The sequence below is a fragment of the Tenacibaculum discolor genome (genome assembly GCF_003664185.1).
GTDB classification, from domain to species: domain Bacteria; phylum Bacteroidota; class Bacteroidia; order Flavobacteriales; family Flavobacteriaceae; genus Polaribacter; species Polaribacter discolor.
The window spans coordinates 552,438-571,303 of record NZ_RCCS01000005.1; the positions used below are offsets into that span (position 1 = coordinate 552,438).

General features: G+C 32.2%; 17 protein-coding genes. 13 read left to right on the forward strand and 4 right to left on the reverse strand.

Annotated elements, in window-relative coordinates:
- Nucleotides 1-39: 39 nt before the first annotated feature.
- Nucleotides 40-1,272 carry a type IX secretion system plug protein gene (locus tag C8N27_RS06065; protein ID WP_121146653.1) on the reverse strand — a complete coding sequence of 411 codons (1,233 nt, stop codon included), beginning with the start codon at nt 1,270-1,272 and terminating at the stop codon, nt 40-42.
- Nucleotides 1,273-1,434: 162 nt separating this feature from the next.
- Here C8N27_RS06065 and C8N27_RS06070 point away from each other — a divergent pair, with 162 nt between their 5' ends.
- The 6 genes from C8N27_RS06070 to nqrF are packed head-to-tail and all read left to right on the forward strand — an operon-like array spanning nt 1,435 to nt 7,492.
- A complete protein-coding gene (locus C8N27_RS06070; protein ID WP_099215188.1) occupies nt 1,435-2,787 on the forward strand; it encodes a Na(+)-translocating NADH-quinone reductase subunit A in 1,353 nt (450 codons plus the stop codon).
- 3 nt (nt 2,788-2,790) lie between these two features.
- Entirely contained in the window at nt 2,791-3,996 is a 1,206-nt protein-coding gene (locus tag C8N27_RS06075; RefSeq protein ID WP_121146654.1) for an NADH:ubiquinone reductase (Na(+)-transporting) subunit B, read from the forward strand.
- Nucleotides 3,997-3,998: 2 nt separating this feature from the next.
- On the forward strand, nt 3,999-4,739 hold the full coding sequence (locus C8N27_RS06080; RefSeq protein WP_099215190.1) for a Na(+)-translocating NADH-quinone reductase subunit C: 741 nt from the start codon (nt 3,999-4,001) through the stop codon (nt 4,737-4,739).
- Nucleotides 4,740-4,741: 2 nt separating this feature from the next.
- The gene (locus C8N27_RS06085) at nt 4,742-5,386 is read left to right on the forward strand and encodes an NADH:ubiquinone reductase (Na(+)-transporting) subunit D (protein WP_099215191.1); all 645 of its coding nucleotides are present in this window, start codon (nt 4,742-4,744) and stop codon (nt 5,384-5,386) included.
- Between the two features lie 31 nt (nt 5,387-5,417).
- Nucleotides 5,418-6,176, forward strand: a complete 759-nt coding sequence (gene nqrE, locus C8N27_RS06090) for an NADH:ubiquinone reductase (Na(+)-transporting) subunit E (RefSeq protein WP_099215192.1) — start codon at nt 5,418-5,420, stop codon at nt 6,174-6,176.
- On the forward strand, nt 6,176-7,492 hold the full coding sequence (gene nqrF / locus C8N27_RS06095; protein WP_121146655.1) for an NADH:ubiquinone reductase (Na(+)-transporting) subunit F: 1,317 nt from the start codon (nt 6,176-6,178) through the stop codon (nt 7,490-7,492). Before nqrE ends, nqrF begins: the two co-directional genes overlap by 1 nt.
- A gap of 120 nt (nt 7,493-7,612) precedes the next feature.
- Here nqrF and C8N27_RS06100 read toward each other — a convergent pair whose 3' ends face one another.
- Nucleotides 7,613-8,074 (reverse strand): Na(+)-translocating NADH-quinone reductase subunit F, encoded by a 462-nt coding sequence (locus C8N27_RS06100; protein ID WP_121146656.1) that lies wholly within the window; start codon nt 8,072-8,074, stop codon nt 7,613-7,615.
- Between the two features lie 68 nt (nt 8,075-8,142).
- Between C8N27_RS06100 and C8N27_RS06105 the strand changes: the two genes are divergently transcribed.
- The 7 genes from C8N27_RS06105 (at nt 8,143) to C8N27_RS06135 (ending at nt 16,726) form a co-directional block, all read left to right on the forward strand.
- Nucleotides 8,143-9,501: a DEAD/DEAH box helicase gene (locus C8N27_RS06105; protein ID WP_099215195.1), complete on the forward strand. Its 1,359-nt coding sequence runs from the start codon at nt 8,143-8,145 to the stop codon at nt 9,499-9,501.
- A complete protein-coding gene (locus C8N27_RS06110) occupies nt 9,501-9,863 on the forward strand; it encodes a DUF8840 domain-containing protein (RefSeq protein WP_099215196.1) in 363 nt (120 codons plus the stop codon). Before C8N27_RS06105 ends, C8N27_RS06110 begins: the two co-directional genes overlap by 1 nt.
- A 346-nt stretch (nt 9,864-10,209) precedes the next feature.
- Entirely contained in the window at nt 10,210-10,773 is a 564-nt protein-coding gene (locus C8N27_RS06115) for a uracil-DNA glycosylase family protein (protein WP_099215197.1), read from the forward strand.
- Between the two features lie 61 nt (nt 10,774-10,834).
- Nucleotides 10,835-12,034 (forward strand): GTPase HflX, encoded by a 1,200-nt coding sequence (hflX, locus tag C8N27_RS06120; protein ID WP_099215198.1) that lies wholly within the window; start codon nt 10,835-10,837, stop codon nt 12,032-12,034.
- Nucleotides 12,035-12,399: 365 nt separating this feature from the next.
- Nucleotides 12,400-13,107 (forward strand): energy transducer TonB, encoded by a 708-nt coding sequence (locus C8N27_RS06125; protein WP_121146657.1) that lies wholly within the window; start codon nt 12,400-12,402, stop codon nt 13,105-13,107.
- A 110-nt stretch (nt 13,108-13,217) separates the two neighbouring features.
- Entirely contained in the window at nt 13,218-13,952 is a 735-nt protein-coding gene (locus tag C8N27_RS06130; protein ID WP_099215200.1) for an energy transducer TonB, read from the forward strand.
- A 44-nt stretch (nt 13,953-13,996) separates the two neighbouring features.
- Nucleotides 13,997-16,726 carry a TonB-dependent receptor gene (locus C8N27_RS06135; RefSeq protein ID WP_121146658.1) on the forward strand — a complete coding sequence of 910 codons (2,730 nt, stop codon included), beginning with the start codon at nt 13,997-13,999 and terminating at the stop codon, nt 16,724-16,726.
- A 79-nt stretch (nt 16,727-16,805) separates the two neighbouring features.
- Here the strand turns inward: C8N27_RS06135 and C8N27_RS06140 are convergent, their stop codons facing one another.
- Together C8N27_RS06140 and C8N27_RS06145 are read right to left on the reverse strand one after the other, a co-directional pair.
- Nucleotides 16,806-17,882, reverse strand: a complete 1,077-nt coding sequence (locus tag C8N27_RS06140) for a CNNM domain-containing protein (protein WP_121146659.1) — start codon at nt 17,880-17,882, stop codon at nt 16,806-16,808.
- Nucleotides 17,883-17,966: 84 nt separating this feature from the next.
- A complete protein-coding gene (locus C8N27_RS06145) occupies nt 17,967-18,806 on the reverse strand; it encodes a DUF3078 domain-containing protein (RefSeq protein WP_099215203.1) in 840 nt (279 codons plus the stop codon).
- Nucleotides 18,807-18,866: the final 60 nt, after the last annotated feature.

Consider the following 18,866-nt stretch of genomic DNA (forward strand, 5'->3'; position numbering starts at 1 on the left):
GTTCTTTTTCAGTTTTTAGTCAATGTTTCTAAGGATACCTTACCTATTTTGGTTAAAAAATCCGTAACCTACACCAATTACTCTGTCGTAAATTTCACCAAAAGGTTTGTAGTAAACAATCACAGTGTATTCATTTTCTGTTTGATAAAATGAGCCGTCAACTTCATGTAAATCAACATTTTTGTTATTGTCTAAAGTAGCGTAGCTATAGTTGTAGAAGCCTTGCTTAAAGGGTAATGTAGTTTTGTAAATTTTCTGAGAAGAGTCGTAAGTCATTTTATTCTCTTCAGATAATTCGTAATTGTTAAAAGCTCCATAAACAAAAACTTCTTTGTTCTCGTAAGGCTCAAAAGCTTCTAAAGAAAAATGAACTAAGGAGTAATCAGCTTCTGTATTGTCTCTATTGTCAACGACATCACGTTCTGTGGTTCTTACAACAAACTGTCCATTGATATCGGGGTTATATGTATATATTTTATCATTACGAGGTTCGTCTGTGTAAAGGTAGCTATGATATAGGTTTTTACGTTCTACTCTAGCAACATTTAAACTGGAGTTTCTTATGAATTTTGTATCAAAATTTAAAAATTCGTTTCCTCCCCAAAAATTAGTTTTTACAGTATGATTATAAAGTAGTTGCTGAGGTTTTATAAAAATAGGTTGAAGATTAGTAATAGCTGTATTCCAATTATGGTTTTGAAACAATGTTACATTAATTTCTTGAGATGGAGTGTTTATCTGTAAACCAGGGTGGTTAACTGAAAATTGAACGGTTTGTTGTTGATTGGTTGTTGCTGCGTTTCTACTTCTAAAAGCAGCAACCCCAACGGTAGTAATGTCTTCGTAAAACACACAGCGTCTTGTAAAAACAACTTCGTAATCCTCATCTATAACAGATATTAAATAATTACCACTTTTGGTAATAATTGTATTTTGATTAGGAATCTCTACAGAGTAGTGTGTGTAGGGTTGTAGTGTGTTAAAAGAATTGGTGAAATTAATAATTTCATTTTGTTCAAAACCCTCAATATATTGATTGCTGGTCATTGAACTAGGTTTCCAATCATGAGTCATGTGTTCAATTTTATATTGATACTGTTTGCTGTCAGCATCTAAATCGTCAAAAGACAATTTTAAAACATCGCCTAAACGAACAATTGGAGCGTAAAAATTAGGGTTATTTTTAGGTCGTAATTGTACAGTTTTTATGTTTTGAGCAAAGCTCGAAACAACTAATAAAAAGGCAATTAAGGATAGTTCTTTTTTTATCATGATGTAACAAAAGTATCAAAATATAAGCCAAAGACAAGGTTTTTATTTAGAATAAATATAAATAATAAGGTTTCGTAAAGATAAAAATGTTTTTGTTCTGCAAAGGGATTCAAAATTTTTAAATTTGCGTGTTTTTTAAGAAAATCAAATTAATCAGTTCCTATGTCAAAAGACATCCGTATTAAGAAAGGCTTGGACATCAAGCTAGTTGGCGAGGCAGAACAGTTAACTACCGAACTTCAATCAGGTAGTGTGTTTGCAGTAAAGCCAGATGATTTTCACGGCGTTATTCCTAAAATTTTAGCAAAAGAAGGTACAGAAGTAAAAGCAGGTGAAGCACTTTTTTATTCAAAAAGTGATGAGCGTATTTTATTCCCTAGCCCTGTTAGTGGTAAAGTTACAGAAATCGTTCGTGGAGCACGAAGAAAAGTTTTAGCAATTAAAATCACTGCTGATGCACAGCAGGAATACAAAGATTTTGGTAAAAAAGATGTAGACGCAATGTCTGGAGAAGAGGTTAAAAACCACTTGTTTGCTTCAGGTTGTTGGCCGTTTGTAAAACAACGTCCGTACGACGTGGTTGCAAACCCTAATCAAGCACCAAAAGCAATTTTTGTATCAGCCTACGCAAGTGCACCTTTAGCAGCCGATTATGATTATGCGTTAAAAGGCAAAGAAGCAGAATTACAAGCAGCTTTAACAGCGTTAACAAAATTAACAGCTGGTAAAGTACATGTTTCTGTAGCTAAAAACTCAACACTATCACCATTTAAAGATGTGAAAGGAGTTGAGTTGCATAAAGTTTCAGGTCCACATCCAGTAGGAAATGTTAGTACTCAAATAGCACAAATTAATCCTATTAACAAAGGAGAAGTTGTGTGGGTAGTTACACCTCAAGACTTAGTAGTAATAGGAGAGTTATTATTAACTGGAAAGTTTAACATTACTCGTACAATTGCATTAGCAGGATCTAAATTTAACAAACCACAGTATGTAACTGCAAAAGCAGGAGCGCAAATTGCTGATGTTGTTAAAGGAAATTTAGATGCCAATAATGCTCGTATAATTAGTGGAAATGTTTTAAGTGGTTTAGAAGTTAAAGAAGATGGTTTCTTAGGATACTACGATAACTTAATTACAGCTATCCCAGAAGGAGATGACTATGAGTTATTTGGGTGGAATAAGCCAGTTTTTAATAAAATATCTACTTCTAGAGCATTAACTTTTTCTTGGTTAAATCCAAAGAAAAAATATGACTTAGATACGAATACTAACGGAGAGCATAGAGCATTTGTAGTAACAGGTTCTTATGAAGAAATTTTCCCGTTAGATATCTATCCGATGCAATTATTAAAAGCTTGTATGTACAAGGATCTTGACGAAATGGAAGGATTAGGAGCTTACGAAATTGCACCAGAAGATTTTGCGTTAACAGAATTTATTTGTGTGTCGAAACAACCTCACCAAAAAATAATTCGTGAAGGATTAGATTTAATGAGAGAAGAATTAGGATAAGATATGGGCTTAAAACAAAACTTACATAATTTAAAAAAGAAGTATGAAGGAACTAAAATAGCTCCGCTATTCAATGGTTTTCATACATTCTTATATATGCCGAATGAGACAACTCATGGAGGAACTCACATTAAGTCGGCAGATGATCTTAAACGTACAATGAATACAGTAATCATGGCATTAATTCCATGTTTAATATTCGGTATGTTTAATGCAGGGTATCAGCATAATCTTCAAATAGAAGCCGTTTCAAACGCAACTGGTTTCTTTTCTGGAGAATTTTGGAATATGGATAACTTACTAATCGGTTTAGTTAAAATATTACCGTTAGTAATCGTATCGTATGTTGTTGGTTTAGCAATAGAATTTATTTTCTGTATAATCAAAGGACATGAGATAGAAGAAGGATACTTAGTAACAGGAATGTTAGTTCCGTTAATTGTACCAGTAGATTTACCATTATGGATGCTAGCAGTAGCAGTAGCTTTTGGTGTTGTAATTGGTAAGGAAGTATTTGGAGGAACTGGGATGAATATCTTAAACCCAGCCTTAACAATTCGTGCATTCTTATTCTTTGCATATCCAACATGGATGTCTGGAGATAAAGTATGGGTTCAAGGAGCTGTAGAAGCTGCAGGAACAGCTGATGCTATTTCAGGAGAAACTATCTTAGGAAGTTTAGCACAGTCGCAACCATTAAACTATTCAGTTTCTGATATGTTCTTTGGATTTATTCCAGGTTCTGTAGGAGAAACTTCAACATTATTAATTTTATTAGGAGCTTTATTCCTAATCTTTACAAAGATTGGAAGCTGGAGAATTATGTTATCTGCAGTTATTGGAGCTTTAGTAATGGGATTCATCTTTAACCAAGTAGTTGATATGGGATGGATTGGTGAAACAAGTAAGTTTTACGGATTAATGAGCTTAGATTTTTGGAAACATTTATTAATTGGAGGTTTTGCATTTGGTGCGGTATACATGGCCACAGACCCTGTTACAGCATCGCAAACTAACAAAGGAAAGTGGATTTATGGATTCTTAATTGGATTTATGTCAATTATGATTCGTGTATTCAACCCAGCATACCCAGAAGGAGTAATGTTAGCAATCTTATTAATGAACGTATTTGCTCCAACAATTGACCATTACGTAGTTCAAGGTAATGTTAAGAGAAGATTAAAACGTTTAAAAGCTAAAACTGCCTAATTATGAGTAAGAAGACAGATAGTAATTTATATACGGTACTTTTCGCCATAGGAATGGTGTTAGTAGTAGGTGCGTTGTTAGCTTTTACAGCGTCATCACTTCGCCCAACAATCGATGCTAATAAACGTATCGAGAAGCAGCAAAATATTTTGTATGCAATGGGTGTTAATGAAAATGATGAAACAAGTGTAGAGTTTGTTTCAAAAGATAAAGTAGCAGAAGAGTTTGCTAAATACATTAAAAAACAATTAGTAATCGAAGGAGATAATGTTTCTGAAGATGCCGAAGCGTATTTAATCGATATAAAAAAGCAACAAACAGCAGCTAAAGAAGGTAAAACAAGAAAATTACCATTATTTGTAGGTGAAAAAGAAGGAAAAACATTCTATATCGCTCCAATTAGAGGTAAAGGTCTTTGGGATGCTATTTGGGGGTATGTTGCAATGGATAAAAATATGGTAGTTCAAGGAGTTTTCTTCGATCACAAAGGAGAAACACCTGGTTTAGGAGCTAACATTAAGCAACGTTACTTTATGGATGATTTTATTGGAGAAGATTTAATGAATAACGGTTCTTTTAAAGGAATTTCAGTTTCTAAATCTAACAATGATCCAAAGAATGAAGATAAAAATGATAATGAGGTAGATGCAATTGCAGGAGCAACTATTACTGGTAACGGAGTAGCTGCAATGATTAAATCTGAAATAGGTTTATACGTACCTTACTTTAAAACATTAAAATAAATATGGGACTTTTATCAAAAAAAGACGCAGCATTAATTACTGATCCATTAGCAGATAATAACCCAATTACAATTCAGGTATTAGGTATTTGTTCTGCATTAGCAATTACAGCAGAGTTAAAAGCCTCTATTGTAATGTCTATATCGGTATTATTTGTATTAGGAGTAGGGAATGTAGTAATCTCGTTAATGAGAAATATTATTCCATCAAAAATTAGAATTATTGTACAGTTAATCGTAGTAGCTACGTTAGTAATTATTGTAGACCAAGTGCTAAAAGCATTTGCGTACGATTTAAGTAAAACCTTATCGGTATTTATTGGGTTAATTATTACCAACTGTATTATTATGGGACGTTTTGAAGCATTTGCTTTAGGTAATGGACCATGGAGATCGTTTTTAGATGGAATAGGAAATGCTTTAGGATATGCAGTAATCTTAATTATTGTAGGATTCTTTAGAGAATTATTCGGTTCAGGTACTTTATTAGGATTTAAAGTACTAGGTGATCCTATCGAAAAAACAGGATTGTATGCTTTAGGATACGAAAACAACGGGTTTATGTTATTATCACCAATGGCATTAATTGTTGTAGGTATTATTATTTGGGTACAACGTACAAGAAATAAAGCATTAGTAGAAGACTAACCTAAGTTAGTGTTCATTAAAAATATAGAAAATGGAACATATAGAATTATTTTTCAAATCGATATTTATAGATAACATGGTATTTGCTACCTTTTTAGGAATGTGTTCTTACCTTGCTGTATCTAAAAAAGTATCAACAGCCGTAGGTTTAGGAGCTGCAGTAATCTTTGTATTAGCAGTTACAGTACCAGTAAACTGGTTGTTAGATCAATACTTATTACAACCTGGAGCTTTAAAGTGGTTAGGAGAAGAGTATGTAGATTATGACTTAAGTTTCTTATCATTTATCATGTTTATTGCAACAATTGCAACCATGGTACAATTAGTAGAAATTATTGTTGAAAAATTCGCACCAGCATTATATAACTCTTTAGGTATTTTCTTACCGTTAATTGCAGTAAACTGTGCAATTTTAGGAGGATCTTTATTTATGCAGTCTCGTGAAATTCCAACATTAGGTTTATCATTTACGTACGGTATTGGTTCAGGAATCGGGTGGTTTTTAGCAATTTTAGCAATTGCAGCTATTCGTGAAAAAATCAGATACTCATCTGTGCCACCAGCATTAAGAGGTTTAGGTATTACATTCATTATTACAGGTTTAATGGCTATCGGATTCATGAGTTTCGGTGGAATGTTAACTGGAGGTGATGATGCAGGTAAAAAAGAAGAAACTGCTGAAGTTAAGGTTGAAAAGAAAGAAGTTGAAGAAAAGGTAGTAGAGGAAACTGAAAAGACTGAAGAGAAAGCAGAAGAATTAGCTAATAACACTAAAGAAATTACAGAATAATGGTATTTTTAGAAGTAAGCACAGGAGGAACAGTTGCTATTACAGTATTAGCGTTTTTAGCGGTAATCTTAGTTTTAGTAGCTTTATTATTATTTGTTAAGCAAAAATTGGCACCATCTGGACCTGTAAAGATTACAATTAATGGTGAAAAAACAATAGAAGTAGCATCAGGGGGAACTTTATTATCTACCTTAGGTAATGAAAAAATCTTCTTACCATCAGCTTGTGGTGGTGGTGGTTCTTGTGTACAATGTGAGTGTCATGTAAATTCAGGTGGAGGAGAAGCTTTACCTACAGAAACACCACACTTTACACGTAAAGAATTACAAAACGGTATCCGTTTAGCATGTCAGGTAAAAGTAAAGCAAGATATGGATATCTCTATTCCAGAAGAAATTTTCGGAATTAAGAAATGGGAAGCAACTGTTGTAAGAAACTATAACGTAGCAACTTTTATTAAGGAGTTTGTGGTTGAGATTCCAGAAGAAATGGATTATAAAGCAGGTGGGTATATTCAAATTGAAATACCACCATGTGAAGTAAAATATGCTGATATGGATATTTCTGCACATCCACAAGATCATCCAGGTGAACCTGATAAATTTGAGGCTGATTGGGATAAATTTAACCTAAGGCCATTAGTAATGAAGAATGAAGAAACTGTAGAGAGAGCATACTCTATGGCTTCTTACCCTGCTGAAGGAAGAGAAATCATGTTAAATGTTCGTGTAGCAACACCTCCTTTCGACCGTGCTAAAGGCGGATGGATGGATGTAAATCCAGGGGTGGCATCTTCGTATATTTTTAATCAAAAGCCAGGAGATAAAGTAACTATTTCTGGACCTTATGGTGAATTCTTCATCAATGATTCTGAAGCTGAAATGTTATATGTAGGTGGTGGAGCTGGTATGGCACCAATGCGTTCACATATTTATCATTTATTTAGAACTTTAAAGACTGGTAGAAAAGTAACATACTGGTATGGAGGTCGTTCTAAAGCAGAGTTATTCTACATTCACTACTTTAGAGCGTTAGAAAAAGACTTTCCAAACTTTAAATTCTACTTGGCATTATCTGAGCCATTAGAAGAAGATAACTGGAAGGTTAAAAAAGATATTAATGATGAAAGTGGAGATGGTTTTGTTGGGTTTATTCACCAAGTTGTAATAGACCAATATTTATCTAAACATGAAAGTCCTGAGGATTTAGAATTATATTTCTGTGGACCACCATTAATGAACAAAGCAGTACAAAAAATGGGTGAAGATTTTGGTTTAGATGACGAAAACATTCGTTTTGATGACTTTGGAGGATAGACACTCAGTGTTTTTTATATATAAAAACCGATACAAATTTGTATCGGTTTTTTTTTATATTTAAAAAGATAAGGTTTAGATGTAATAAAAGCAAGACAACGTTTTTAGCAAAAAAAAAAGTTACTCATAAATTACATCAAATTTATATACAGGACTATCTTGTTCATATTCAAAAACCCTAGCATAGTCCATAACATTGGGTATGTCTTCGAGTTTGCATAAATGTGCAACTACAGCGTATAAACCGTTAAATAACCTTTCTTTATCAGTAGGGTTTTGAGGTTTAGAATTGTAGTGACATAATGGAACAACAAAACCACATGCTTCTAAAAATACTTTTTCAATGTGTAATAGTTCAAGTGGGTTGTAACCATTAAATTTTCTACCCAAATTTTGATGAACCCTACCTACATAGCTTAGTTGTAATGAACCATGACCATTTGTTAGGTGTTTCCAGCTATCTCGATTATCTAATATATTCCCAACCGCACATGCAGAACAATATTCAGGATTCAATTCATCGTTGTGAAAAGCATTATAAAGCTTAATAAGCGCTTGTTCTAATCTTTTAGGTATTTCCATAATCAAAAAGAATTAACTCCCTTAAATATACAAAATATTGGTTGTACCTTTGCAGCAAATTATTGTTAATGACAACTTTTCAAGATTTAGACTTATCAAATCCATTAAGAAACTCAATTGAAGAATTAGGTTTTGTAAACCCTACACCTATCCAAGAACAAGCATTTCCTGTAATTCGTTCAGGAAAAGATGTAGTAGGGATAGCACAAACAGGTACAGGTAAAACTTTTGGGTACTTATTGCCTATATTACGTGATTTAAAGTTTTCGAAACAACAACACCCAAGAGTGATGATATTGGTGCCTACACGAGAATTAGTAGTGCAGGTGGTAGATGAGATTGAAAAGTTAGCAAAATACATGACCTTACGTACTATTGGGGTGTATGGAGGAGTCAACTTAAATCGTCATAAAGAAGCAGTAATGCAAGGTGCAGATATTATTGTTGCTACTCCAGGACGGTTGTACGATTTAGCGTTAAGTAACGTATTGAAATTAAAGTCTATTCAGAAATTAGTAATTGATGAAGTAGATGTAATGCTCGATTTAGGCTTTCGTTTTCAGTTGTTAAACATTTTTGATTTATTACCTCAAAGACGTCAAAACATCATGTTTTCAGCAACCATGACGGAGGATGTGGAAGCTTTAATTGACGATTTCTTTATCGCTCCACATAAAATAGCGATTGCAGTTAGTGGAACACCACTAGACAATATTCAGCAAACGAGTTATGATGTTCCTAATTTTTACACAAAAGTTAATTTATTAAACTATTTATTATTTGATAAATCTGAGTTTAGTAAAGTGTTAGTGTTTGCGCCTAATAAGCGAAATGCAGATAGGTTGTTTGATTGTGTAGCAGAAGAATATCCATCACAAGCCTGTGTTATTCACTCAAACAAAACTCAAAATTATCGTTTACGCTCTATAGAGCAATTCAATAAAGGAGAAAAGCGAATTTTAATCGCTACCGATGTAATTGCTCGTGGATTAGATTTAGAAGAAGTAACACATGTAGTAAATTTTAATGTACCACACTTTCCTGAAAACTATATGCACAGAATAGGTCGTACTGGTCGTGCAGAACGAGAAGGAAAAGCAATTTTATTTGCTACAGAAAAAGAGCAAGAAGATAAACAACGAATTGAGGAGTTGATGGATTATGAAATTCCTAAGTTAGAAATTCCAGAACAGGTTGAGATTTCTAAGGAATTAACAGAAGAAGAGCGTCCAAAGGAAGAAAGAGAAATTAATAAGAATAGAACGTCACAAGAATATATTCCAGGACCTGCCTTTCATGAGAAAAAGGAAAAGAATAAAAAAACAAACCAAGGAGGTTCATACCGAAGAGAAATTGCTAAGAAGTATAAAAAACCTAAAACAAGAGGAGACAAAAACTATAACAAACGCAATAAGAAACGAAAATAATGCAAGCACTTACAGAACAAGAACTTCATAATTTGGGGATGAACATTGTAGGTAAAAAGCTACAAGAAATGGGCTATGAGTTTATTGCAATAAATAGTGAGTTAAAAAGACATCCACAGTTCGTATTGTATAAAAAAGAAGAACCTACCATATTTGTTTTAGTAAAGACTACTAATAATATTCAGTCACCACAAGAGTATGATGTATTGTGGATGGAAACATTTAAAAAGCATGCAGAAAAACAAAATGCTAAGGTTTGGTATGCAGGTATAGGGATCGCAAATGCTGAAAGTGTAGATTTACCAGTTTTTAAAAACAAACCCTATTATGTTGCTTTCGATGATTTTATAAAGATTTTATAGATACGATATTACCAATATCTATAATTTTCTGGTGTTAATTCCCCTTTTTCACTGATAGAAAAAGAGTGGTTTAGTAGATTGAAAAGGGCAAAAACCCTATTAGTTTTCAGATAGTTGTGTGTTAATTTTACATCAGGGAAATTAATAAAATATCTAAAAAAATGAAAAGACAACTACTAACCAAAAAAGGAAAAAAATTAATGAAAACTATTATGGCATTTTTATCAGATTTAGGTAATGGTGCTAGTTATGCAATTAACAATTAAGACTTAAATAGTTAAAGTTAAAAACACTCGATCACATTGTAATCGAGTGTTTTTTTATGCATAAATATTAACTTTACAGTGTGGATAATCTTCTAAGGAAAATAAAAGAATGTAAAATATGTGAGGAACATATAGAGCCTAACCCTGTGATTTTAGCTAATAGAAAGTCAAAAATTATTATTGTAGGTCAAGCACCAGGAACCAAAGTACACAAATCTGGAATTCCTTGGGATGATGCTAGTGGAAAACAATTAAGAAAATGGTTAGATGTTACTGATGAGCAGTTTTACAACACAAACAATTTTGGAATAATTCCAATGGGCTTTTGTTATCCAGGAAAAGGAAAATCTGGAGATTTGCCACCTAGAAAAGAATGTGCCCCGAAATGGCATCAACCATTACTAGAAGAAATGTCTAAAGTAAAGCTGGTTATTTTAATTGGAATGTATGCTCAAAACTACTACTTAAAAGAACAAGCAAAACGAACACTCACTGAGACAGTGAACAATTTTGAAGAGTATCTACCTAGTTATTTTGTATTACCTCACCCATCTCCAAGAAATAGATTCTGGTTAACTAAAAATCCGTGGTTTGAAAAAGATGTTTTACCCATATTAAAAATAACTGTAAAAAAGCTGTTGTAGTGATTTTAATACCAAAAGAAAGTTAAAAACATGCGTTGATAAATTTGTACTTTTGCAATGTATGATAGAAACAAGAGAAGCCATATCAGAAAAAGCGGTTTTAATAGGTATTATAACCCAAAATCAAGATGAAAAGAAATCAGAAGAATATCTTGACGAACTAGAGTTTTTAACACTTACAGCTGGAGGAGTAGCTGTTAAACGTTTTGTTCAAAAACTAGACAAACCACACCCAAAAACTTTTATAGGAACAGGAAAGTTAGAAGATGTAAAAGCGTATATAGAGTCAAATGATATTGGAACAGCCATTTTTGATGATGAGCTATCACCAGCTCAACTTAGAAATGTTGAGCGTTTTTTAGATTGTAAAATTTTAGATAGAACAAACTTAATACTAGATATTTTTGCTAGTAGAGCACAAACGAGTTCGGCAAAAGCACAGGTAGAATTAGCACAATATCAATATTTATTACCTCGATTAACAAGAATGTGGACGCATCTTGATAAGCAGAAAGGGGGTATTGGTATGCGTGGACCAGGAGAAACAGAAATAGAAACAGACCGTCGTATTATTCGCGATAAAATCTCGTTACTAAAAAAGAAGTTAGTAACTATTGATAAACAAATGTCTGTGCAACGTAAAAACCGTGGAAAAATGGTTCGTGTTGCTTTGGTAGGATATACCAATGTTGGAAAATCTACTTTAATGAATGTAGTGAGTAAAAGCGAAGTGTTTGCAGAAAATAAGTTGTTCGCAACGCTTGATACTACAGTAAGAAAAGTAGTAATAAAGAATATTCCTTTTTTAATGACAGATACTGTTGGGTTTATAAGAAAGTTACCAACTCAATTGGTAGAGTCGTTCAAATCTACCTTAGATGAAGTTCGTGAAGCTGATTTACTATTACATGTTGTAGATATTTCACATCCAAACTTTGAAGATCATATTGCTTCTGTTAATAAAATTTTAGATGAGATTGATAGTAAGGATAAACCTACAGTTATGGTGTTTAATAAAATAGATGCTTATACTCATGAAACTATTGATGAAGATGACTTAGTTACAGAAAAAACAAAAGAGCATTACACATTAGAAGATTGGAAAAGAACTTGGATGAATGATTTAGAAACAGAGAGTATTTTTATTTCAGCATTAAATAAAGATAACCTAGAGAATTTTAAAGATAAGGTGTATGAAGAAGTGAAAAAAATACACATTCAGCGCTTTCCATATAATGACTTTTTATATCAAGAATATTAGTTTTTTACAGAAAAAAAATATAAGCATAACCTAAAAAGAACTTAAAGAATTGCAACTTTAAGTTCTTTTTTATTATATTTATAATCGCTAACATAGTTTTTTCTGTGTTTTATAAAGTATTGTAAATTAATATTTTTAACCATTTTATCCCCCTGAAAATGAAAAATAATAAAACTTCACAAACAAAATCTAGACGATTTTCATTAGATCAATTAGTTAATAAGAAATCCTAAAACTTACGTCAGTAAATTAATCTTATTTAACCAGCTAACTTACCAAGTATTCATAAAGTTTTAAATAGAGAATTTAAGACCAGGTGAAATGTCCGCTCTTTTTGAGTTACCATGTGTTAATCTGAATAGATCATGATGAAAAATATAATTACCCTCTTGTTACTATGTTGTGGTTTGCAATTTGCTCTAGCACAAGAGAAATGTACATCTGAAACTTCACATTTATTAGATGTAAACGTAGTTGATAAATGTTTAGTAGAAAAAAAAGTAGAAAAGAATACAGAAACAACTCCTGCGGTTGTAACTACAATTTCTAGTAGAAGACATTTTAGAAAACGTGTTTATTTTGAAAAAGTCATTAGTTTAGCTAATGATATAGAAGCCAACAAAATTAAGTTGATTAAGACGACTAGTGATTTAGCTACATGTCGCTTGTATAATATATTTCCAATCACTAGAAAAATAACTAAAAAAGCTACTTCTTTTGATGTAGTAGATGAAATCCCTGTATTTTTATCTTGTACAGACCCTCTAATGGATAAAGTTGATTGTTTTAATTATGAAATGCAAAACCATATAATTAATACACTAAAATACCCAGAAGAAGCCTTAGATAAAGGAATTGAAGGGGAGGTACTAGTAAGTTTTGTAATTGATGAAACTGGTAAAGTAACAGATATTAAAACAGAAGGAGCAAATGCACACGAAATCTTAAAAAAAGAGGCAAAAAGAATTGTATTATTATTACCTAATTTTAAGCCAGGGAAACAACAAGGAAAAAATACAAGAGTAGCGTACAGTTTTCCTATGAATTTTAGCTTAAATAGCTCTGAAAATTAGAATGTTAAAATAATTTATTTTCTGTAAAAAAAAGAATACCTTTGCACGCCATATTTTTCACAAATAATTAACTGTAATTAGTTGATTAAAAAAATATTAAACCCTTAGGTATGAGAAAAATTATTTTAGTTATCACATTAGTTTGTTTTTATGCTACTAATGTTGTGTCACAACGTGAAGTATGTGAAACCCCAGAAGAATCTTTAGTAGATTTAAATAGTATTACAAAATGTACCATAGCTCCAAAAAGTAAAAAAAACAAGGGTACACGACAAATCTCTGTAAAAGTATCTGCTAATAGAAGGTATTTAAAAAAGAGAGAAATTTCAAAAAAGAAAGCTGTTTCAAGTGCTACAGAGTTATCGGGAGCAGGAACTGCTGCAATAGAAAGTGCAACTCCTCAAGCAGAATTAAACCAATCTTTAACTTTTAAAAGTAACCTTGAAAATATAACAAGTAAACTATCAGCAGAGGAAGTAAGAAAAGCTGAAAAATTTACTACAGTTGATAGGATACCTTTGTTTACTGCATGTAAAAATGCAAAGAAAAACGAAAGATTAGATTGTTTTAACGTTGAAATGGTAAAACATATTCAAAAACACTTCAGATACCCTAGTCAAGCGGTAAAAGAATCTATTCAAGGAGAAGTTTGGGTACGTTTTATTATTGATAAAAACGGTCAGGTTAAGAATATTAAAACCTTAGGACCTAAAAATGGAGAGTTATTAAACAATGAGGCTGTTAGAGTAGTATCTCAATTGCCACAGTTTGTACCTGCTAAAAAGTCAGGAGATGAAACCTCTGTAAAATACGGATTCCCTATTATGTTTGCTCTTGATGAGTAAATAAACCAATAATAACTTAATACAAATCAATTAAAATAAGCATTATGTTTAAAAAACTACTATCCTTAGTTTTGGTAGTGTGTAGTATGGCTATTTATGCACAAACTACAGTAAATGGAAAGATTTACGACGAATACTTGGAGCCCTTTCCTAATGCAGTAATTCTTTCAGGAGAAGCAAGAGCAACTTCTGATTTTGAAGGAAAATTTACGTTACAAGTTAAGTCAAACTACCCTATAACTATACAAGTTTCTGCTTTTGGATATAAAACAGAAATAATAGAGATTACTTCACAAGAACAAGAAGTAAATGTGATATTAAAAGAGAGTGTAGCATTAGATGAAGTTGTAATTTCAGCATCTAGATCTCCTGAACGAGTTATTGAATCACCAGTAACTATTGAAAGAATGGGTATTGCTGATGTTAAAAGAAATACGTCAGTAACGTATTATGATGGAATGGCGAATTTAAAAGGAATAGACTTTAGAGAAAGTGGTTATGGTTTTAAATCAATAAATACCAGAGGGTTCTCTTCCTTTGAAAATACCCGTTTTGTTCAGTTAGTTGATGGTATGGATACAGCAGTTCCTGCATTAACTTTTTCTATGGGGAATTTAGCTGGAACATCAGATTTAGATGTAGAAAGTGTGGAAGTATTACCAGGAGCAGCATCTGCTCTATATGGAGCGAATGCATTCAACGGAATTATGCTTTTGAAAAGTAAAAACCCATTTAAGTATTCAGGAATAAGTACTTATTTTAAGACAGGGTACACCTCACAAGAGGCTGGAGGTAATAATCCTTTCTACGATTTTGGGATGCGTATGGCATACAGGTTTAGTGATAAGCTAGCAGGTAAAGCAAATTTTACCTATTATAGTGCAGAAGAATGGCATGCTAATAACACAGGGAATTCTACAGAAATTGGAGGTATTGAAATTGATGGAGATAGATCTTTACCAGATTATGATGGAGTTAATGTGTATGGAGATGAAGTAAGTGCTACATTAAAGCAGATTGCTACATTAGCAGGTTTACCAGAAACAGTAATTAATTCACTATCTGATCAAAAAATTACGAGAACAGGTTATGATGAATCAACTTTAGTAGATTATAATTCAAATGGATTAAAATTTGATGCTTCTTTACATTATCGCCCTTGGGGAAATGAAAACTTAGAGATTATTTTAAACTCAAGATTTGCGAGAGGTAAAAATATTTATCAAGGAGCAAATAGATATGTACAAGATGGTTTTTCTTTTGAGCAACATAGATTAGAGTTTTTAGGAAAAAACTTTTTCTTAAGAGGGTATTATTCAGCAAATGATTCAGGAGGTTATTTTGACTCTCGTTTTAAAGCAATTAATATCAATAGAGCGTGGAAAAGTGATAAAGATTGGTTTGGAGATTATCTAAATGCTTATTTAACAGGTGGTAGAGATCATAAAAAAGCAAGAGATATTGCTGATATTGGTCGTTTTCAACCAGGGTCTGTAGAGTTTAATAAAGCTGCTAATGAAGTAGTTTCAAAATCTGTTTCAGAAGGTGGTGCTAAACTAACAGATCAAACATCATATTATCATGCTGATGGTAATTATAATTTCCGTGATATAATTAAATTTGGAGAAATCCAAATAGGAGGTTCTTACAGAAAGATTAACTTAAACTCTCAAGGTTCTGTATTTACAGATGCAAACTCTAAAATTTCATTTGATGAGTTTGGAATCTATACTCAGTTACAGAAGAAGTTTTTTGAAGAAAGGTTAAAGTTTACAGGGTCTATTCGTTATGATAAGTCAACAAACTTTAAAGGGAACTATTCGCCAAGAGTTTCTCTTAACTATTCGTTAGGAGAAAATAAAGATCATGTAATTAGAGCATCTTATCAAACAGGGTTTAGAAATCCAACATTACAAGAACAGTATTTTGGTCTTCCAGTAGGAACTGGTCACTTAATAGGAGGTGTTGAAGAGAATTTAGATCGTTATACTGTTAATATTGAGGGAGGAAATACGTTAACTGGTAGAGATGCATTTGAAAATTCGTTTTCACAAGCAGAATTAGATAGAGGAAATTATACAAAATCTCAATTAACTACAATTCAGCCAGAGAAGGTTATTTCTTATGAATTAGGGTATAGAAGTATCATTAATTTAAGTTCGAATAAAATTTTAGAGCTAGATATAAATGGTTACTATAATAATTATGAATCATTCACGGCTATTAAAGATGTTCTTGTACCTCATTATGGAGGGTTTAATACAGATGGTACTCCAAATGCACAAGCATTATTAGCACTTCAAAATAATGATGTAACATCTTTCTCTGTAAACACAAACTCTAATGCAGATGTTAACTCATATGGAATAGGGGTAGGAATGTCGACTAAGGTTTTTAAAGGATTTGATTTAAGAGCAAGTTATAATTATGCTAAGTTTGATTTTGATGAGAATTCAGATCCAGATTTTGAACCAGCATTTAATACACCTGAAAACAAAGTAAAAATTCAGTTTGGTCATTCAAACTTGTTTAAAAACTTTGGGTTTAATGTAAATGTACGTTGGCAAGATGAATACTATTGGCAATCTTCTTTTTTACAAGGTCTGGTAGACTCTAGAACAGTATTAGATGCTCAGGTAAACTATACAGTACCTTCAATAAAGTCAAGATTTAAAATAGGAGGAACTAATTTAACAGGTAAAGAATACTTTATTGCACCAGGAGCTGGGTCAATAGGTTCTTTGTATTATATCTCTTGGACAATTAATGACTAGAAATAGTTATAAAACTGTAAAACAAAAAAGAGGCGTGAATTAATTCACGCCTCTTTTTTGTTTTACAAACTTTTAAAGCTTACAATTCGTTTTCAGAATCGTTAATTATCCCTAGTCGCTTAGCACGTTGTTCCCAGCTTTTCCTAGCTAAGCTTTGTAGATTAGCTACGTTATCGCTCTCATCCATTATTTCATACCCTAAAAGCGTTTCTATAACATCTTCTTGGGTAACTAAACCACTAACAGCTCCATATTCATCTACAACTAAAGCTAAATGTTCTCTTTGTTGAATTAATTTTTCAAATAAATTAGGAATAGACAATTCTCTACTGGCTATTATAATTTCTCTCTTAATTGTCTTTAAAGGTTCATTTCCTTTATTATCAACCAAAGAAAGTAACAACTGATCCTTTAAAACATATCCAGTTATGTTGTCTGGGTTTTCAGCATATACAGGTATTCTAGAAAATCGTAAAGGTCTATTTTCATTGAAAAAGGATTCAATGCTTTGGTTTTCGTCAGCAGTAGTAAGTACCGTACGAGGTGTCATAATATGTTTAGCCTGAACCTCTTTAAAGTTTAGCATATTTCTAATTACTTTACCCTCACTTTCATGAAAAACACCTTCTTGCTCAGCAATATCAGTCATAGCAGAAAAGTCTTCTCTGCTTAAAACACTTTCACCATGTGCTCCTTTACCAAATAGTTTAGTAAATAATTGAAGTACCCATATAATACCAGTGTATTTACAGAAGAAAATTAGCACATTTAAAGCTTTGGTTGTAAAGCCAGCTAGAGACTTCCAATAAGTTGCTCCGATAGTTTTAGGAATAATTTCTGAAGCAACTAAAATTAAAATAGTCATTATAGCAGAAACGATAAAAACACCGTTTCCTTCGTCATTAAATATTTTCTTTGCCTGAGCACCAACTAAGATAGCTCCTACAGTATGAGCAATAGTATTTACTGTTAAGATAGCAATAAGAGGTTTGTCTACATCTTTTTTTAATGTCTCAAGATCTTTTGCATAAGCTTTCTCTTCTTTCTTTTTAACATTCACAAAAGTAGGAGTAACACTTAGTAGAACAGCTTCTAATATAGAGCATAAAAAAGAGAAGAATATAGATAAGGTGGCGTAAACAATTAATAGTGTCATTCGTTAAAATTTTTAGGCTAAAATACGTAAAAAAGAAAACCTCAAGAATATGTTCTTGAGGTTTTGCAATTATGTTTTGTTTTTCTAGAAACCGTAATTTATTCCTAGACCAAACACTTCTCTAGTTTGAAATCCTCTAAAGGCGTTGTCGTCATAAATAGTTTGCATAGAAAGATTTGCAGATAAGTATTTGTTAACTTTCATTACTACGTTAACAGTATAGTCAATATCTACATTTTGAAAATCTTCTAAATAGTTACTATATAAATTCAAGATATTTTCTACAGATACATTTTTCATTACATCTAATTTGTAATAGGCATTAACTGCAGCACCTAATTCATAACGGGTGGTTTCGTTTTGTTTTACTCCAAAAGCAGGGCCTAAATCAGTCAAATGTTTGTGTACATATATTAACTTAGAAGTTGCTGGAGCAATATTTACTTTTAAATTATCATGTTTTTTCCAAAGCATACCAGGTCCAAACTGGAAGTATGCAGGAGAAAAGAAATGAGATGTTTGCTCGCCAGAAACATAGGTAGAAGACATTTGAGTTTTAAAGTTGAAAAAAGCAGAGTAATACCAATATCCGCTAGCTTTTTTTCCTAATAAAGAGTTTAATTCTAAACGATCATCTGTTTTTTGTAGTTCTTCTCCTTTAAGTTTTGTTACTCCATAAGAAGCAATCAATTTATTGTCCCATGCCCAATCACCTTTGGTATAATTAAAATCATAGTTTAAACCAATAGTACCAGAAATATTATTTGTACCACCAGCTAACCAATTGTTAAAAGCAGATTGATTAAATAGAAAAGAGATATTACCACTTCTTTTCCACCCATCTTTAGGTTCTTCCTTTTTTTCTTCTTGAGCATTAGCTGTTAAAGTTCCTAACAAAACAGCAATAGCTAATAATTTTTTCATTTTAATAGTTTTAAATTAATTTTTGAGGGCGCGAATGTACGCTTAATCTAAGGTTTAGAC

What these genes read in the sequence shown, in the direction of transcription:
- C8N27_RS06065 (WP_121146653.1), bottom strand. Translation starts at nt 1,272, where the DNA reads ATGATAAAAAAAGAACTATCCTTAATTGCCTTTTTATTAGTTGTTTCG.
- hflX (WP_099215198.1), top strand. Translation starts at nt 10,835, where the DNA reads ATGATAGAAACAAGAGAAGCCATATCAGAAAAAGCGGTTTTAATAGGT.
- C8N27_RS06105 (WP_099215195.1), top strand. Translation starts at nt 8,143, where the DNA reads ATGACAACTTTTCAAGATTTAGACTTATCAAATCCATTAAGAAACTCA.
- C8N27_RS06145 (WP_099215203.1), bottom strand. Translation starts at nt 18,806, where the DNA reads ATGAAAAAATTATTAGCTATTGCTGTTTTGTTAGGAACTTTAACAGCT.
- C8N27_RS06110 (WP_099215196.1), top strand. Translation starts at nt 9,501, where the DNA reads ATGCAAGCACTTACAGAACAAGAACTTCATAATTTGGGGATGAACATT.
- nqrF (WP_121146655.1), top strand. Translation starts at nt 6,176, where the DNA reads ATGGTATTTTTAGAAGTAAGCACAGGAGGAACAGTTGCTATTACAGTA.
- C8N27_RS06075 (WP_121146654.1), top strand. Translation starts at nt 2,791, where the DNA reads ATGGGCTTAAAACAAAACTTACATAATTTAAAAAAGAAGTATGAAGGA.
- C8N27_RS06080 (WP_099215190.1), top strand. Translation starts at nt 3,999, where the DNA reads ATGAGTAAGAAGACAGATAGTAATTTATATACGGTACTTTTCGCCATA.
- C8N27_RS06140 (WP_121146659.1), bottom strand. Translation starts at nt 17,882, where the DNA reads ATGACACTATTAATTGTTTACGCCACCTTATCTATATTCTTCTCTTTT.
- C8N27_RS06135 (WP_121146658.1), top strand. Translation starts at nt 13,997, where the DNA reads ATGTTTAAAAAACTACTATCCTTAGTTTTGGTAGTGTGTAGTATGGCT.
- C8N27_RS06070 (WP_099215188.1), top strand. Translation starts at nt 1,435, where the DNA reads ATGTCAAAAGACATCCGTATTAAGAAAGGCTTGGACATCAAGCTAGTT.
- C8N27_RS06125 (WP_121146657.1), top strand. Translation starts at nt 12,400, where the DNA reads ATGATGAAAAATATAATTACCCTCTTGTTACTATGTTGTGGTTTGCAA.
- C8N27_RS06085 (WP_099215191.1), top strand. Translation starts at nt 4,742, where the DNA reads ATGGGACTTTTATCAAAAAAAGACGCAGCATTAATTACTGATCCATTA.
- C8N27_RS06100 (WP_121146656.1), bottom strand. Translation starts at nt 8,074, where the DNA reads ATGGAAATACCTAAAAGATTAGAACAAGCGCTTATTAAGCTTTATAAT.
- C8N27_RS06130 (WP_099215200.1), top strand. Translation starts at nt 13,218, where the DNA reads ATGAGAAAAATTATTTTAGTTATCACATTAGTTTGTTTTTATGCTACT.
- nqrE (WP_099215192.1), top strand. Translation starts at nt 5,418, where the DNA reads ATGGAACATATAGAATTATTTTTCAAATCGATATTTATAGATAACATG.